The organism is [Empedobacter] haloabium, assembly GCA_008011715.2.
GTDB classification, from domain to species: Bacteria; Pseudomonadota; Gammaproteobacteria; order Burkholderiales; family Burkholderiaceae_D; genus Rugamonas; species Rugamonas haloabia.
In genome coordinates this window covers 2,334,746-2,350,432 of record CP136508.1, presented here as the reverse complement: position 1 = coordinate 2,350,432, position 15,687 = coordinate 2,334,746, and the positions used below count along the sequence as shown (strand labels likewise).

General features: G+C 71.1%; 13 protein-coding genes and 3 pseudogenes. 8 read left to right on the top strand and 8 right to left on the bottom strand.

The window, feature by feature from the left end; all coding sequences use genetic code 11:
- The first annotated feature begins 1 nt into the window (after nt 1).
- The 3 genes and pseudogenes from E7V67_010265 (at nt 2) to E7V67_010255 (ending at nt 3,321) form a co-directional block, all read left to right on the top strand.
- Nucleotides 2-1,411, top strand: a pseudogene (locus tag E7V67_010265) (Tat pathway signal sequence domain protein).
- A pseudogene (locus tag E7V67_010260) lies at nt 1,320-1,751 on the top strand (hypothetical protein). The pseudogenes E7V67_010265 and E7V67_010260 overlap by 92 nt, the downstream one beginning before the upstream one ends.
- 76 nt (nt 1,752-1,827) lie before the next feature.
- On the top strand, nt 1,828-3,321 hold the full coding sequence (locus tag E7V67_010255) for a DUF6250 domain-containing protein (GenBank protein ID WUR15458.1): 1,494 nt from the start codon (nt 1,828-1,830) through the stop codon (nt 3,319-3,321).
- A 103-nt stretch (nt 3,322-3,424) separates the two neighbouring features.
- Here E7V67_010255 and E7V67_010250 read toward each other — a convergent pair whose 3' ends face one another.
- From E7V67_010250 to E7V67_010240, 3 genes are read right to left on the bottom strand one after another with little or no spacing between them, the layout of a single operon-like run.
- Nucleotides 3,425-4,438 (bottom strand): AI-2E family transporter, encoded by a 1,014-nt coding sequence (locus E7V67_010250; GenBank protein ID WUR15457.1) that lies wholly within the window; start codon nt 4,436-4,438, stop codon nt 3,425-3,427.
- A 38-nt stretch (nt 4,439-4,476) separates the two neighbouring features.
- Nucleotides 4,477-5,448, bottom strand: a complete 972-nt coding sequence (locus tag E7V67_010245) for an MBL fold metallo-hydrolase (GenBank protein WUR15456.1) — start codon at nt 5,446-5,448, stop codon at nt 4,477-4,479.
- A 6-nt stretch (nt 5,449-5,454) separates the two neighbouring features.
- On the bottom strand, nt 5,455-6,063 hold the full coding sequence (locus E7V67_010240; protein ID WUR15455.1) for an SGNH/GDSL hydrolase family protein: 609 nt from the start codon (nt 6,061-6,063) through the stop codon (nt 5,455-5,457).
- A gap of 224 nt (nt 6,064-6,287) precedes the next feature.
- On the opposite strand from E7V67_010240, the gene E7V67_010235 reads away from it, so the two are divergent.
- From E7V67_010235 to E7V67_010225, 3 genes and pseudogenes are all read left to right on the top strand, one after another.
- Entirely contained in the window at nt 6,288-8,396 is a 2,109-nt protein-coding gene (locus E7V67_010235; GenBank protein ID WUR15454.1) for an ATP-binding protein, read from the top strand.
- Between the two features lie 233 nt (nt 8,397-8,629).
- Nucleotides 8,630-8,752, top strand: a pseudogene (locus E7V67_010230) (DUF5710 domain-containing protein).
- 58 nt (nt 8,753-8,810) lie between these two features.
- Complete coding sequence (locus E7V67_010225; protein ID WUR15453.1) at nt 8,811-9,059, top strand: DUF3297 family protein; 249 nt, start codon at nt 8,811-8,813, stop codon at nt 9,057-9,059.
- 155 nt (nt 9,060-9,214) lie between these two features.
- On the opposite strand, the gene E7V67_010220 is transcribed toward E7V67_010225, so the two are convergent.
- The 4 genes from E7V67_010220 to E7V67_010205 all read right to left on the bottom strand — a co-directional run bounded on the left by E7V67_010220 (nt 9,215) and on the right by E7V67_010205 (nt 12,012).
- The gene (locus E7V67_010220) at nt 9,215-9,829 is read right to left on the bottom strand and encodes a hypothetical protein (GenBank protein ID WUR15452.1); all 615 of its coding nucleotides are present in this window, start codon (nt 9,827-9,829) and stop codon (nt 9,215-9,217) included.
- A 59-nt stretch (nt 9,830-9,888) separates the two neighbouring features.
- Nucleotides 9,889-10,425, bottom strand: coding sequence for a hypothetical protein (locus E7V67_010215; GenBank protein WUR15451.1), 537 nt, complete (start codon nt 10,423-10,425; stop codon nt 9,889-9,891).
- Nucleotides 10,426-10,458: 33 nt separating this feature from the next.
- Nucleotides 10,459-11,466 (bottom strand): alpha/beta fold hydrolase, encoded by a 1,008-nt coding sequence (locus E7V67_010210; protein WUR15450.1) that lies wholly within the window; start codon nt 11,464-11,466, stop codon nt 10,459-10,461.
- Between the two features lie 168 nt (nt 11,467-11,634).
- Nucleotides 11,635-12,012 (bottom strand): cupin domain-containing protein, encoded by a 378-nt coding sequence (locus tag E7V67_010205; protein WUR15449.1) that lies wholly within the window; start codon nt 12,010-12,012, stop codon nt 11,635-11,637.
- A gap of 257 nt (nt 12,013-12,269) precedes the next feature.
- Between E7V67_010205 and E7V67_010200 the strand changes: the two genes are divergently transcribed.
- Together E7V67_010200 and E7V67_010195 are read left to right on the top strand one after the other, a co-directional pair.
- Nucleotides 12,270-12,566: a hypothetical protein gene (locus E7V67_010200; GenBank protein ID WUR15448.1), complete on the top strand. Its 297-nt coding sequence runs from the start codon at nt 12,270-12,272 to the stop codon at nt 12,564-12,566.
- Between the two features lie 58 nt (nt 12,567-12,624).
- Nucleotides 12,625-13,815, top strand: a complete 1,191-nt coding sequence (locus E7V67_010195; protein ID WUR15447.1) for a hypothetical protein — start codon at nt 12,625-12,627, stop codon at nt 13,813-13,815.
- Here the strand turns inward: E7V67_010195 and E7V67_010190 are convergent.
- Nucleotides 13,812-15,626, bottom strand: coding sequence for an AI-2E family transporter (locus E7V67_010190; protein ID WUR15446.1), 1,815 nt, complete (start codon nt 15,624-15,626; stop codon nt 13,812-13,814). The two genes, E7V67_010195 and E7V67_010190, sit on opposite strands and share 4 nt — an antisense overlap.
- Between the last annotated feature and the right edge of the window lie 61 nt (nt 15,627-15,687).

The following is a 15,687-nucleotide window of genomic DNA, read 5'->3' as shown; positions in this document are numbered from 1 at the left end:
CGTGGCATTGAAGACGACGAACGCGCGGCGACGCAGCATCCTGAAACTGGCCGGCTTGCTGGCCGCGGCGCCGGTGCTGCCGGCCCACGCGCGCGCGGCCCCGCGCGGCGGCGCTCCGGCCGCACTGGAAACGCCGCTGCGCTGGCTGGACGGCACGCCGCCGGCCAGTTTCGCCGGCACTGCCTGGGGCGTACCGTGGCCGCAGGGCCACGTGCCGCGGGGTAGCGGTTTCCGGCTGGCCGGCAGCGGCGCGCCGGCGCTGCAATCGTGGCCGCTGGCGCACTGGCCGGACGGCTCCGTCAAGTGGAGCGCGCACGCGCTGGGCCCCGGCGCCGCCCTGCAGCCGGCTTATGCGCTGGAACCCGTGTCCGGACCTGCCGCGCCGGCGGCACCCGGCATGACGACGCAAGAGGCGGACGACATCGTGGTGGATACGGGCGCGCTGCAATGCCGCCTGCCACGCCAGGGCGGCCGCCTGTTCGCCAGCCTGGCGCTGGCGCAGCGCCCCGTCCTGCGCGACGGCGAACTGGTGGTACTGGCCGACGATGCCAGCGACGACGAGAGCGGCACGCCCACGCGGCGGCGCTACCGCGGCGAGATCGAGCGCGTCGAGGTCGAGCAGGACGGTCCGGTGCGCGCCGTGCTGAAAGCCACCGGCACCCATCGCCATGCCGACGGTGCCACGCTGCTGCCGTTCATCGTGCGCCTGTACTTCCATCGCGGCGCGGACAGCGTGCGCATCCTGCATACGCTGGTCGTGGACATCGAACCGGCGCACCAGTTCGTGCGCGGCGTCGGCCTGCGCTTCGGTGCGGCCCTGGACGGCGCGCCGCACGAACGCTACGTGCGCTTCGTCGGGGCCAACGGCGGCGTGTTTGCCGAGAGCGTGCGCGGCGTGACGGGCCTGCGGCGCGACCCGGGCGCCGCGCTGACCTCCGCGCAGCGCGCCGGCCAGCCGCTGCCGCCCGCCGCCGACCTGCCGGCGCCGCTGTCCACCGGCCTGCGCTATGTCCCGGCATTCGGCGACTACCGCCTGCTGCAGTCCAGTGCGGACGGCTTCTCGATCGACAAGCGCACGGCGCCCGGACACGGCTGGGTGCACGCCGCCAGCGGCACCCGCGCCGCTGGCACCGGCTACCTGGGCGGCCGCTCCGGCGGCGTCGCGTTCGGCATCCGGCACTTCTGGCAAAGCTACCCGGGCCAGATCGACATCGCCGGTGCCGCCACCGATGCGGCCAGCGTCACGCTGTGGCTGTGGGCGCCGCAGGCGCCGCCGTTGGACCTGCGCTTCTACCACGACGGCCTGGGCCAGGACAACCATGCCAGCCAGCGCGCCGGGCTCGACATCACGTACGAGGACTACGAACCGGGCTTCGGCACGCCGCACGGCATTGCCCGCACCAGCGAACTGGAACTGCAGCTGCTGCCGGCCACACCGGACGATGTACAGCTGGCCGCTTATACACATCGCCGCCCGCATCGAGGCGCCACCCCGGCTGGTGCCGCCGCCGGCACGGCTGCATGCGGCCGAGGCGTTCGGTCCGTATTGGGCGCCAGCGGCCGCCGCTGGCGACGCCCGCACCAGCCGGTTGCAGGCGCGCCTGGCGGGCCTGTTCGAGTTCTACCGCGACCAGGTCGAGCAGCGCCGCTGGTACGGCTTCTGGGACTACGGCGACGTGATGCACACCTACGATGCGCCGCGCCACATGTGGCGCTACGACGTGGGCGGCTACGCCTGGGACAATTCGGAACTGAGCACCGACATCTGGCTGTGGCATTACTTCCTGCACTCCGGCCGCGCCGACGCCTTCCCGCCTGGCCGAGGCGATGACGCGCCACACCGGCGAGGTGGACGTGTACCACATCGGCCGTTTCGCCCCGCTCGGCACGCGCCACGGCGTGCAGCACTGGGGCGACAGCGCCAAGCAGCTGCGCATCTCGACGGCGCTGAACCGGCGCTTCCTGTATTACCTGGCGGCGGACGAGCGCATCGGCGACCTGCTGGACGAGCAGGTCGAGGCCGTGCGCCGCCTGCGCGACGTGGTCCCGGGCCGCAAGGTCGGCCAGGTCGCGGCCACGCAAGCTGGCCATGCCAGCGTGTCGTTCGGCACCGACTGGGGTGCCATCGCCTCGGCCTGGTTCATCGCCTGGGAACGCCACGGCGAGCCGGCGCTGCGCGACCGGCTGCTGGCCGGCATGGCCTCGATCGCGGCCCAGCCGCACGGCTTCTTTACCGGCGGCGCCGTGATGAACCTGGACACCGGCGCCTTCCTGCGCGAGACGGCTGGCCGGCTGTCGGTGTCGCACCTGTCGGCCGTGTTCGGCCTGACGGAAATCTGCGCCGAGCTGCTGCGCAATCTGCCCGAGCCGGCATTTCGCGCCGCCTGGCTGGACTACTGCCGCCTGTACAACGCCACGCCCGGGCAGCAACGCGCGGCACTGGGCCAGGACCTCGGCAAGCTCAATCTGAGCCAGGGCCATGCGCGCCTGCTGGGCTACGCGGCCGCGCTGGCGCGCGATCCCGCCCTGATGGCGCAGGCCTGGCGCCAGTTCGATGCCGGCAAGGCGGGCCTCGTCGACAGCGACTTCGCGGTGCGGCGCGTGCGCGCGCCCGCCGTGCTGGCGGACGTGGACGAAGCGCCCGGCATCTCCACCAACGCCGCCGCCCAGTGGGGCCTGGGGGCAATGGGCCTGCTGGCGCTCGAGCCGCTGGCGCGGCCGCCCGGGCCGGTGCTGCTGCGCGACGACTTTGCCCGCCTGGACCCGCGCCGCTGGCGCGTCGAGGCGGAAAGCGACCCGCCGCAGGCCGCGGCGGTGGTACGGGACGGGGCGCTGGAGCTGGCCGCCACGGCGGGGCTGACGGTGTGGCTGGCGCAGCCGCTGCACGGGCACTACGAGATCGCGTTTACGCGCACGGTGCTGGAGGACGGCGGGCCGCACGACCGCGTGTCGGACCTGAACATGTTCTGGCAGGCGCAGACCGGTGGCCGGGCGCTGTCCGGCAGGCTGGCCGATTACGACCGCGTGCCGATGTACTACGCCGGCATCGGCGGCAACGGCAACACGACCACGCGCTTCCGGCGCCTGGACGGCAGCGGCACGCGCCAACTGCTGCAGGAATACACGGCCGCACCGTACCTGCTGCGGCCGAACCGGCCGTACCGCATCCGCATCGTCGTCGATGGCGCGGGGACGCGGGTGTACGTGGACGGCGTGCAGTTCTTCGGCGCCGCCGGCGCGGTGGCCGAATCGGGCTGGTTCGCGCTGCGCACCACCAAGTCGCGCCAGCGGGTCACGGATTTCGTGATTTACCGGCTGTAGCGGTTGGGATCCGTCCCCGCAGGGGACCGACCCCGAACTCAGGCAGCGTTTCGACGGATTCGAACAACTTCGGGGTCAGTCCCTGAAGGGACAGACCCCAGCCTCAAATCAACTCCCGCGCCGCCAGCTCCTTCTTCGCATACGCATAGAACACCGGCGCGGCGATCACCCCGGCGATGCCGAACAAGGTCTCGCCCACCAGCATCGCCGTCAGCAGCTCCCAGGCGCGCGCGTTGATGTGCGAGCCGATGATGCGGGCGTTGAGGAAGTACTCCAGCTTGTGCACGACGACCAGGAACGCCAGCCCCGCCACCGCCACGTTGAGCGAATACGACAGCCCCACCACCACCATGACCGTGTTCGAGATCAGGTTGCCGATGACCGGCAGCAGGCCGGCGATGAACGTCACGGCCACCACGGTCTTCGACAGCGGCAAGGTCACGCCGGCCAGCGGCAGCACGACGAACACGAAGATGCCGGTGATCACGGTGTTGATCCCGGAGATCCACACCTGCGCGAACACGATGTTGCGGAACGAGTCGGCTAGCAAGGTCAGGCGCTGCACCATCGCCGCGGCGAGCGGCCGGCGCGGTCCCGGCGGCACCGTGTCGCGCAGCGATGCCATCAGGCCGATGATCATGCCGATCAGGATGCGCGTCAGGGCCTTGCCCGCCTCGGCGCCGAACGCCTGGGCCACGGCGGCATGCTCGCGCAGCCATGTCGTCACCGTCTCGCGCAATCCCTCCGCCCCGACCGGCAGGCGCGCGCTCAGCCACGGCGGAATCTGGTCGCGCGAGGCGTCGATCACGTCGGCCAGCTTGCGGAAGGCGTTGGTCAGGCTGTTGGCGTCGATCTTGAACAGCGTTACCAGGCCCCAGATCGCCAGGCCGACCAGCACGATCAGGATCGTGCCGATGGCCGCGGCCGCGATCGTGCGGGCGCGCGCGTCGCTGATGCGGCGGCCCAGGGTGGGCGCGATCACGTGGATCAGGGAGTACATCAGCAGGCCGGCGAACAGGGCGCCCAGCAGGCCTTTCAGCAGCGCGATGAACAGAAACAGCGCGATCAGGATGTAGGAAGCTATGTTGCTGAGTTCTTCTTTTCTGTCGTTGGACATGGCTTTCACTGGTTGCACGGCACGGGCACGCCCGCGCATTATGCCTGATGGACCGGCGCCAGCGTGCCCTGCCGGTCCAGCCGGTAACGGGCCAGGTCGGCCGCCATGAACAGCGCGCCGCCGTAGCTGGCGCGCGCTTCCGCCTCCAGGTCCGCGATCGCCGGCAGGCCCGGGCGGGGCACGTCCAGGTAGCGCGGGCTGAAGTGCGTCAGCACCAGTTGCGGCAGGCCGGCCGCCGCGGCGAATCGCGCCACCATGCGCGCGCAGCTGTGCTGCGGCCCTGGCCCTACCTTGTCCAGCACGGCCTGCGTGTAGGTGGCCTCGTGCACCAGCACGTGGGCGTCGCGCACCGCGTCGCGCAGCAGCTCCGGGCAGTCGTTGTCGCCCGCCACCACGACCACGCGCGGTCGCCGCGCCGGCAGCAGGTAATCGGCGCCGTGCAGCACGCGGCCGTCCGCCAGCGTGACCGTGCGCCCCTGTTGCAGCTGGCCCCAGCTTGGGCCGGGCGGCACGCCGGCCGCGGCCAGCCTGGCGCCGTCCAGCCGCCGCTCGACCCCGCGCTCGGCGAAACGGTAGGCCCATGACGGTAGCCGGTGCGACAGCGGCACCGCGGCGATCTCCAGGGCCGGCAGCGGCGCCATCGCCGCCAGCGCGGTCACGTCGACAAAGCGCAGCTCGAACGGCAGGCGCAGCTCCGTCGTCGCCATCACCCCGGCCACGTAGTCGCGCAGCCCGGCCGGGCCGATCAACAGCAGCGGCTCGACACGGTTGCCCATGCCGGCGCTGGCCAGCAGGCCGGGCAGGCCGTAGCAGTGGTCGCCATGCAGGTGGGTGATGCAGATCGCCTGCAACGCGTGCAGCGACAGCGTGGTGTGCAGGATGCGGTGCTGCGTGCCTTCGCCGCAGTCGACCAGGACCCAGCCACCGCCGTCCAGGCGCAGCGCGAGGCCGGCCACGTTGCGCGTCTTGCTGGGGGTGCCGGAAGAAGTGCCGAGAAATTGTAGTTCCATGGGCGCTTATTGTATCCGTGGCATGCCCACCAGGCCGGCGATGGCGGCGGCGATCCGGTCGCCGCCCTCGGCCGAGGGCTCGATCGGCGAGCGGGCCGAGTAGTGGGCGGGCCCGGTACAGACGGCCCGCAACTCCAGCACGCGCACGCCGCGCCGTCCGGCCTCGAAAGCGATGACGTCGTCGAAGATGCCGACGGCGCAGCGCAGCGCCGGGTTCAGGCCCGGCACCGCGTCGTAGATCGTGCAGACCGTGGCGGGCAGGCGGGTGGCCAGCAGCGCCTCCAGCATGCCGGCGTAGCGGACCCGGAAATCGTCGCGCCAGGCGGCCAGCTGCTCCAGTGCCGCCAGCAGCGTGCCGGCCGGGCCGTGCAGCAAGGCCTGCAGGCCGAGGATGTCGTTGCCGCCGCAACTGACGACCAGCTCGTCGGGCACCGTCTCGAGCGCGCGCAGGCGCTCCAGCTGGGCCGGCACGCCAGCCAGCACGGCACCGTCGCGCGCCAGCAGGGTCACGCGCCAGCCAGGCGCCCGCCGTCGCAGCGCCGCCGCCACGTCCATTCCCGGCGCCACGTAGGCGGCATTGTCGAATACCGAATCCCCCAGCAAGGCGATATGCATCGGTGCCTCCGTCACGGTCGAATTACGTTTTTGCCACAGCGGCGGCCGCGGCGGCGCTCGCCTGGCCGCTGTCCCATCCATGGGCACGCCGAGCCCGTATAATGGGTTTTTCGACAGGACACCCATGCGCCCTCGCCGGCCGTTCATAAGAGACAGCCATTGCACTGCGCACGCTGCTGATCCTCCTGACGGGACTCGGCCTGCTGCCGCTGGCATTGCTGGGCGTGTGGAGCATCCATGCCGCCAGCGAGTACCAGCAACGCGAGCAGGAACGCTCGATGCTGGACCTGGCACGGGCACTGTCGAGCGCCGCCGACGCGGAACTCGACGGCGTCGTCGCCACGCTGACCGGCATGGCGCGCACGCCCGCGCTGGCGGCAGGCGACGTCGCCGCCTTCTACGCCGTGGCCCGGTTGCAGGCCGCAACGCAGCCCGAGTGGCTGTCCGTGATCCTGACCGATGGCAACGGCAACATGCTGTTCCGCACTACCGCCCCCTATGGCGCGCCGGCCGTGCCGATCGCCGACCCGGCCAGCCTGCGCCAGGCGCTGGCCGTGCGTCATGCGGTGGTCGGCCACGTCGCACGCGGTGCCGGCGGCCGCGTCGCGCTGCCCGTGCGGGTGCCGGTGAGCGACGCGGCGGGGCGCCTGTACGTGCTGACGGCCGTGATCCGCCCCGACCGGCTGCTGCGCGTGATTCAGCGCCAGGTGGTGCCGCCCGGCGCCGTCATTTCGGTGCTGGACAGCTCGGGCCTGATCGTGGCGCGCTCCGCCGATCACCGGGCGCGCGTGGGCGGCCCGCCCAGCCCCAGCCTGACGCGCCTGCTGCACCACCCGTTGCCGGAAGGGGTGGGTGCCAGCACCACCCTGGAAGGGATGGACGTGACGGCGGCCTATACGCGGCTGTCACGCTACGGCTGGACCGTGGCCGTGGGCACGCCGACGGCCCTGCTGCGCTCGGCCTTCCTGCACAGCTTTGCCATGTACGGCATGGGCATCGCCGGCTCGCTGGCGGCCTGTATCGCGCTGGCCTCGCTGCTGGCCGCGCGCATGGTGCGCGCCACGCGCCAGTTGCAATCGGCCGCGTCCGCGCTGGGCGCCGGCGCCGCCGTCAGCGTGCCTCCCTCGCGCATTCGCGAGCTCCGCACGATCGGCGAGGCGCTGACGGCGGCCGCGCGCCAGCACACGGCGCACGAGGAGGAACGTTCGCGCCTGCTGGCGTCGCTGCGCGAGGCGCTCGACCAGCAGGAACAGGCGCTGGCCCGGGCACGCGAGGCGGGCCGCGCCAAGGACGAGTTCCTGGCCGTGCTGGGGCATGAGCTGCGCAATCCGCTCAGCCCCATCGTCGCCTCGCTCGACCTGATGGACCTGCGCGACGAGGCGACGACCAAGCGCGAACGCGCCGTGCTGCGGCGCCAGGTCAACCACCTGCGCCGGCTGGTGGACGACCTGCTGGACGTGTCGCGCATCACCTCCGGCAAGCTGCAGCTGGAGCTGCGCCCCGTCAACCTGGCCGACATCGTGCGCCAGGCGGTGGCCGCGTTCCCGGGCCAGCAGATCGCGCTGGCCGCGCCAATCGACGTCTGGGTGCGGGGCGACGACAGCCGCCTGACCCAAGTGCTGAACAACCTGCTGTCGAACGCGGCCCGCTTCGGCGGCGCCAGCGCGCAGGTGACGCTGACGACGACGCCGGGCCATGCCTGCCTGACCGTCAGCGACACGGGCGTCGGCATGAGCGCGGCGTTGCTGGAACACGTGTTCGATCCGTTCTTCCAGGCGCCGCAGCAGCTGGCCCGGCGCACCGGCGGGCTGGGCCTGGGCCTGGCCATCGTGCGCCGCATCGTCGAGCTGCACGGCGGCCGCGTGAGCGCGCACAGCGCCGGGCCCGGCCAGGGCAGCCGCTTCGAGGTGGAGCTGCCGCTGACGCAATCGTCCGCCAGCCCGGCCGACAGCGCGCCGCACGCGCCGATGCCCGCCCAGCGCGTGCTGCTGGTGGACGACAACGAGGACGCTGCCGTCACCAGCGCGGCGCTGCTGCGCCAGATCGGCCACGACGTGCACGTGGCGCACAGCGCGGCCGAGGCGCTGGCGCTGGGCCGGCGCCATCCGCCGGCGGTGGCGATCCTCGACATCGGCCTGCCGGACATGGACGGCTATGCGCTGGCCGCCGCGCTGCGCGAGGAAGCGGGCGCCGCGCCGCTGCGGCTGGTGGCACTGACCGGCTACGGCCAGAAGGCGGACGTGGAGCGGGCCCGCGCGGCCGGTTTCGACGTGCACCTGACCAAGCCGGCCAGCGCGGACGACCTGCGCCGCGCCCTCGCGCCGGCCGGCTGAGCCCTTGTTATAATGCCGGCCCGGTTTCCTCATCCAGTATCGTCATGACGCCCGACCTGCCCTTTGCGCCGCCCTACAAACTGAAGCTCGACGACACCCGCTGGGTCGAGGTGCGGGCAGACGGCTCGCAGGTCGAGACGACCGCCCCCGTGTGGCCCGCCGCGGGCGCCGCGGCGCCCGTCGCCCGCCCGTCCGCCCCGGCGCGCGCGAAGTCGGCGCAGGCCGTCGCGGTGCTGAAGGTGCCGTTCGCGGAAAAGGACGAGGCCAAGGCCCTGGGCGCGCGCTGGGACGCGGCGATCAAGAAGTGGTACGTGCCGGCCGGCGTGGACGCGGCGCCGTTCGCCCGCTGGATGCAGGACTGACGCGGCGTGCGCGGGTTGTGGCAAACGCCCAGTTGACGGATAATTGGCGCCCATGAACGATACCAAACAACTCCCTCCCCTGCCGGACCGTCTGTCGACGGACCCGCGCAGCCCGCATCACGTGGCCGCCGTGTTCGAACACGACGTCGGCATCCGCTTCAACGACAAGGAACGCCAGGACGTCTCCGAATACTGCATCAGCGAAGGCTGGATCAAGGTCCCGGCCGGCAAGGCGCTGGACCGCAAGGGCCAGCCGATGCTGATCAAGCTGAAAGGCAAGGTCGAAGCGTTTTACCTGTAAGCCCGGCCGACTGGCCGGTCTTCTCCACGCCCGCCAGTGTGCTTTGCATGCTGGCGGGCGTTCTCCATGGCGCTGTGCCCTCGTCCCAATGAAGTTTCCTTCTGAAATCGGAAAGTTCATCAGGACCGGGGCACGGCGCCTTGTCCATTGCGGGTTCAGCGCGCGGCCTCGGCCTCCAGCCGCGCCAGCAGCGCGGGCGCGCCGCCGGCCTGGATCTCCTTGGCGTATGCGGCACGGCAACGGTCCGACAGCAGCGTGTCGCCCAGCGCCAGGTCGCCGATCTTCCAGTCGCTCCAGCCGCGCACCGTCAGCACCTGCAGGCGCACCGGCTTGGCCTTGCCGCGCCGCGCGTCGAACACCACCGAGCCCATCGACACGTCCACCATGTCGCCGACCTTGCGCGGCACGATGGCGCGGCCCAGCTGGCGCAGCAGGTCGAGGTGGCTGGCGATCAGATGCCGGCGCACCAGGGTGCCCAGGCGCTCCTGGCTTGCCTCGTCCAGCGCGCGCATGCCCTGCGGCGCGCGCAGCAGCACTGCATCGAGGAACATGTGCATATTGACCTGGGGTGCCAGGATCGCGTCGTAACGCTGCACCGCATCGGCCGCGTCGGCCGGCACGGCGCCCAGCGCCTGCAGCACGGGCAGCACGGCGGCGGCCGGGCTGCCGGGGTCGTACGGGTCTTTCGGCGCGGCGCTGGCGCTCATGCACAGGCACAGGGCACACCACATCAGGAACAGGCGGAACAGAAATCGGGGACAAGGCATCATGGGGTCGCGGCAGTCAAAACCGCGCATGATACCTTATTGACAACTGCGTGCGCTGGCGACTACGCTGGCGGCGCCCAGCGGGCAACGCGCTGGGCCACCTCGGCAGACATGCTCAGCGCGAGGCGCCGGCAGCGCGCGTTGCCCTCGACGGTAACGAGGTAGGCCGGCCACGTGGACACGGCACAAAAGACGCGCTCGCCGCGCTGGCCCGAGAACCAGCCGGAATAATAGCCGCAGGCCGCGATACCGTTCGTGCGCAGGCCCAGTCCCAGTTCGTTGCGCGACGTGACCCGGCGCAGGTGCAGCGCGCCGACGTCGGCCCGGCGCAGGCGCAGCGTGTAGAGACTGTGACGTACCACGAGGACGTTGTCGTCGATGTCGATCGCGTGGCGCCGCGCCATCATGACCAGCATGGTCAGCAGCACCAGCGTCACGGCGCCAAGCACGCTCCAGCCCAGCAAGGCGTCCATGGCCGTATGGCCGGGCTTCGGGGGCACCTGGGTCACGGCGACGCTGACGAGCAGGATCGGTGTCAGCAGCATGACGGCCAGCCAGCCGAGCTGGCGCCGCGATACCGGAAGTTCGGCCTTCGTCATTGTTTTCTCCTTGTTCCGAACGGCAGCGCGCCGTCAGCTGGCCTCGGCCGGAGCCGGCGCGGCCGGCACGGCACAGGGCTTGCGCAGGAAGCGTTCAATCGCAGCCGGGAGCGCCTGGTGCAATGGCAAGGCGGGATCGCCATAGGAGCGCTGCTGCGCCGCCAGGTCCGCAGGCACTTCCTTGAGCACATGGTTCATGCCCGGCAGCAGGGCGAGGCAAGCGTCCGGTTTGGCCGCCTGCAGCGCCCGCACCTGCTCGACCCCGACCTGCAGGTCCGTTGTCCCCTGCACCAGCAATACCGGTACCTTCAGCTTGCCGATCTCGCGCGCCGGCACGTAGCGCACCGACGAGATCAGGTAGGGCTGGACGCTGGGCCGGTACAACGCCTGCAGTGGCGCGGGCACGGCGTCGGTGGTGACGCCACGTTCGATGGCCTGCAGGATACGTTCGTTGTCGGCCGCCAGGGCGGGCGGCAGCTGGCTGGCCAGCTGCTTGCGCAACAACGTGCCGAGACCGTCGGCACTGCCCGCCAGGGAAATGAACGACGCCACGTTGGCACGCTGGGCCGCCAGCATGCCGATCAGCGACCCCTCGCTGTGCCCGGCGATCACGACCGCGGGAAAGCGGCCGCTGCCGTTCAGCTTGCTCACCCAGGCCGCGGCATCGTCCACGTACATTTCCAGGCGCAGCGCCGCCTCATCCACGCCGGCGCCGCTGCTCTGGCCGATCCCGCGCTTGTCGTAGCGCACCGATGCGTAGCCAGCCCCGGCCAGCGCCTCCGCCAGCAGCTTCAGGCTGTCGTTGCGGCCGGCCAGCGCATTGTTGCCGTCACGGTCGGTCGGACCGGAACCGGCGATGATCAGCACCACGCCCACCGGCTTGCCGCCCGCCGGCAGCCGCAAGGTGCCGTTCAGGGTGCCGCTGGGCGTCCGCAATGCGATCGCTTCCTCCTGCGGCACGGCGGCCGCGGTGCCCGGCACCAGGCCGGCCAGTACCGACAGCGCAACGAAGGGCGCGGCCAGCTGATTCATGCTGATCATGGTCGATATCTCCAGGCAGGTCGGGCCGCGCACGGCGCGCCCCGGCATCAGGCAAGTGACGATAACGCAAAAACGGCCGTGTCGGGAGCGCGACTGTCATTTCATGCAGTAGCAAACCGCCAGTCGCCTGCGACCGCCGGGTGCGAGCCAGCGGCCGCAGCGGCGCGCTCAATCCGGCCGGTGCTCCGTTCCCTCGCCCCGCGTCACGAACAGCATCCGGCTGGGCGCCTTGATCCGGGCCGTATGCCAGGTGCCGCGCGGCACCAGCACGGCGCCACTGCCCTGCAGCGCGACGATCCGCAGGGCGCCGTTCTGCTCCAGCCACAGATCGGCGGCGCCGGCCAGCAGGTAGACGAACTCGTCCCCGGCCGGATGCCGCTCCCAGTTGGACCAATCGTCGCTGAAGGTGAATTCCGTAATGGTCCAGCCGCCGCCGAAGCGGGCGGCGTCCGCTGCCGGCATGTCCCAGAAGCCGGCGGCGGACAACGGCGTGGCCGCGCCGTCCTCGCCCAGGTGTACGTAGGTGGATTGCGGATCGAGCGTCATGGCGTCTCCTCGGATGTGCCGACGATACTGGCACAGCCGGGCACGCGCGTCTACCGTGGCGTCCAGTGCGTACGTGGCGGTGCAGGCGGCCGGCAACGCCAGCGCCGATCTGTGCGGCCGCGGCTGTCCACCTTTACGAAATGTCATCAATCTGTCATATTAGCGGTATCTCCACAGCAATAACCAATACGGCTGATATCGCTACCAGCGGGCCGTGTCGGCCTGCCCGTGCAGGACAGGCCGCAGGAGGACGATGCATGAGAAAAACAGGCAACATCACATTGGATATCGCAGTCGCCGACGCCCCGGTCGACGAGGGCTGCCGGCGCATCATGAAGAAGCTGGTCGAGCACGGCTGCAACGCGGCCGGCACCCCCTACTCGGTGGAACCCTTCCAGGTCGCGGAAACCGAGCTGCGCTACCTGCAGCGGCATGGCGAGGTATACGGCAGCGGCACATCGCTGGTGCTGCCCGTGCTGCGCTCGGTCGAGGTCGAGCGCGAAGGCGCGAACGTGGGCAAGATCCGCTTCGTGCTGGGCGTGAATCTGGTCTGAGGCGGCGCGGCACGGTCGTGCACGCTACACTGGCGCATCTTTACCACCAGGAGCGTCCATGCCCCGCCACCATTGTCATCACTTACTGGTGCTCAGCGTTGCGCTGGCCCTCTCCGCCCGGGCCGCGGCCGCACCCTGCGGGGAAGGCGTCTGGCGCGGCACGCTGGGCAAGGAGGCCGTCAGCCTGGAGATCGACAAGGCGCTCGCCAGCGGCGATACGCTGGCCGGCCGCTACTACCGTGGCGGCAGCCTGGACGAGCTGGTCCTCACGCCGCTGGCGGGACATCCGGATGCATGGCAGGAAAGCGATTTGCGCGGGCATCCTACCGGTGTACTGAGGCTCACCTGCGCGGACGGTCGGCTGGCGGGCGTGCGCACCGCGGCCCATGGCGGCGCCAGTGACCGACTGGCAGCCGGCGCTATCGAGCGCGACGCCTACGGCGCCACCCGGCTCGCCGGCCTGAAACTGCGGATCACGCGGCTGGTCGTGCTGGACGAGCGCCGTGCCTGGCAGGAATTCACCGTGCCGGGGGCAAGCGGCCTGCAAGGACTGCGCTTTCTCGGCGACGGGCCGGGGGTTGCCGCGCTGAACGAGAAGCTGTTGAAACACTTCACGGACAAGCTCGAGGAGGCGCTGTGGTGTCGCGTCCTCGGCTTCATCGATCGAGGCCCCGACCACAACAACTACCGCGAGGACGAGAGCAAGGTCATAGCCTATGGCGATGCGTTGGTAGCGATCAGCAACCACAATGAAGGCGCTTGCGGCGGTGCCCACGGCGGCGTTGGCAATAGCGTCCGGACGTGGAATCTCGTCACGCAGGAGTGGGAGGACGTCAGCAAGTGGTTGCTTCCCGACTGGCTGACCCTGGCGTCCACCGGTGAGCTGGACCCCGAGGGCGGGCCTGCCGCCGAGCCACGGGCCACCGTCGTCGAAGCACCGGAGCAGGACGAGGAGCAGCCGGTCGAACCACGCGGATCGGCGTTGAGCCGCTTCCTCGACACCAGCGGCCGCGAGGAAAGGGAAGAATGCGGCGACGCCGTCACAGTCAAGTTCGATGGTGCCCACATGTGGGCGCAGGCGGAGGGCCTGGGTGTCGCCCCCGAAACACGCGGCGATGCCGACCGCCTGTGCGCCGTCGCCTTCACGATCCCTTATGACCTGCTGTGGCCTTACCTGACGGAAGCCGGCCGCCGCCATGCGGCAGACCTGATCCGCTCGCCGCGGCCGGACGCCCATTCCCCGCTCTAGCCGCCCGCGGCGCCCGCCTTGGCCGGCGTGACGAACGCCAGTGCCTCCTCGAACGATTTCAGCACCAGGTCCACATGCTGGCCGAGCGCCTGCGGCATGGCCGGCTCGCGTGGCGCGATGGCCACCAGCGGCGCGTCCGGCAGGTTGGCGCGCAGCCGGCCGACGGCTTCCAGCCAGGCATCCGGCGCGCTGTCGGCAGGATGCACGACCAGCACGCTCGACACCAGGTGCTCGGCGTCGGGCCGGCTGTCGTCGTCCAGGCCGCCCAGCACCAGGCTGCGCGCGTCGATACCGGCCTCGCGCAGGCTGACCACCAGCAGCTCGCACAGGAATTCCTCGCGCACCGTCGGCAGGCTGGCGCACAACACGATGGAGCGCTCCGGCACCTCCAGCGAGCCCTGCCAGCGGCCCAGCCGCTCCTCGCGCGCGTGGCGCAGGTGGGCGCCGATGCTTTCGTTCAGCATCGACACGCGCCGGCGGTGCGAGCGCAGCGGCGCCGCGCGCTGCCCCAGCGTTTCCGTGACCAGCGCGATGGTGGCGCGCACGCGCTGCTGCTGGCCCGGTTCGGCGCTGTCGTCGCGCAGGTCGGCCACCGCCAGCTCGACGCCTGGCAGCAGCACCTGGTCGCAGTAGCGCGCCAGGGTGTACTTGCGCAGGAACGCGCGCGCGTCCTGCACGATCGCGGCCGCCTCGCCGCCCAGCAGGCGGTGGTAGAAGCGCTGCGCCTCGCTGGCGTTGGGCGCCTCGGCCAGCAGGATGCTGACCGGTTCCAGCGCCTTGATGTAGCGTCCGGCGACGACGATGCACAAGGTCAGCGGCGTGGCCAGCAACAGCCCGACCGGCCCCCACAGCGCGCTCCAGAACAGCGCCGACACGATCACGGCCAGCGGCGACATGCCGGAGCTGTGGCCATACACGCGCGGCTCGATGACATTGGCCAGCACCACTTCCAGCACGCCGAAGATGACGACGGCATACACCGCCAGGGCCCAGCCCGGCCCGCAGGCGGCGGCAAACAGCGCGATGCCGCTGGCCGCGATCAGCGCGCCGATGTAAGGCACGAAGCGCAGCAGCGCGCACAGGACACCCAGCAAGGCCGCGTGGGGCAGGCCCAGCACCCACAGCAGCACGGCCAGCACGGCACCGAAGACCAGGTTGACGACGAACTGCGAAAAGAAGAAGCGCGACACCCCATGGGCCGCGTCCTCCAGCCCTTTGAGCGTGCGGCTGACGGTGCGCTGGCCCGTCAGCCGCAGCACGCGCTCGCGCAGGTTCTCGCTGTCGAGCAGGATGAACACCAGCAGCACGAACACCAGGCCCGCCTCGCCCAGCGGGCCGGAGATCGCCGCGACAAACTTCGTCAGCGTGTCCTTGGCCGACGTGTGCTCGCGGATCTCGACGGGAATCGGCCGCGTGCCGTCCGCCTGCAGGCGCGGTTCGGCGCCCTCTTCCGGCGCCGCGAAGGCTTCGTCGCCGAGCAGGTCGACCGGGAAACGGGCCAGCGGCTGCCGTTCGGCCAGGCGCTGCACGTCGCGCAGCTTGACCAGGATCTCGCTGCGGTATTGCGGCAGGTCGTCCGACAGCGTCAGCAGTTGCGCGCCCAGCAGCATGCCGCCCGCCACCAGCGCGGCGCAGACCAGTCCCAATGTGGCGAAGGTCGCATGCAGGCGCGACAGGCCCGTCCCGGCCAATGCCCGGATCAGCGGCGCCACCGCGAGACTCAGCATCAACGCCAGGACGATCGGCTGCAGCACGGGGCGGCCGAAATGCAGCAATGCGAGTAGGCAGGTGGCGGTGACGGCGGCGTTCACGGGCGGCTCGGGCAAAAGCCGGATTTAACCATAAAAACGGACCAGTGCGGCAACGGCCGGT

What these genes read in the sequence shown, in the direction of transcription:
- E7V67_010255 (WUR15458.1), top strand. Translation starts at nt 1,828, where the DNA reads ATGACGCGCCACACCGGCGAGGTGGACGTGTACCACATCGGCCGTTTC.
- E7V67_010250 (WUR15457.1), bottom strand. Translation starts at nt 4,438, where the DNA reads ATGTCCAACGACAGAAAAGAAGAACTCAGCAACATAGCTTCCTACATC.
- E7V67_010245 (WUR15456.1), bottom strand. Translation starts at nt 5,448, where the DNA reads ATGGAACTACAATTTCTCGGCACTTCTTCCGGCACCCCCAGCAAGACG.
- E7V67_010240 (WUR15455.1), bottom strand. Translation starts at nt 6,063, where the DNA reads ATGCATATCGCCTTGCTGGGGGATTCGGTATTCGACAATGCCGCCTAC.
- E7V67_010225 (WUR15453.1), top strand. Translation starts at nt 8,811, where the DNA reads ATGAACGATACCAAACAACTCCCTCCCCTGCCGGACCGTCTGTCGACG.
- E7V67_010220 (WUR15452.1), bottom strand. Translation starts at nt 9,829, where the DNA reads ATGATGCCTTGTCCCCGATTTCTGTTCCGCCTGTTCCTGATGTGGTGT.
- E7V67_010215 (WUR15451.1), bottom strand. Translation starts at nt 10,425, where the DNA reads ATGACGAAGGCCGAACTTCCGGTATCGCGGCGCCAGCTCGGCTGGCTG.
- E7V67_010210 (WUR15450.1), bottom strand. Translation starts at nt 11,466, where the DNA reads ATGATCAGCATGAATCAGCTGGCCGCGCCCTTCGTTGCGCTGTCGGTA.
- E7V67_010205 (WUR15449.1), bottom strand. Translation starts at nt 12,012, where the DNA reads ATGACGCTCGATCCGCAATCCACCTACGTACACCTGGGCGAGGACGGC.
- E7V67_010200 (WUR15448.1), top strand. Translation starts at nt 12,270, where the DNA reads ATGAGAAAAACAGGCAACATCACATTGGATATCGCAGTCGCCGACGCC.
- E7V67_010195 (WUR15447.1), top strand. Translation starts at nt 12,625, where the DNA reads ATGCCCCGCCACCATTGTCATCACTTACTGGTGCTCAGCGTTGCGCTG.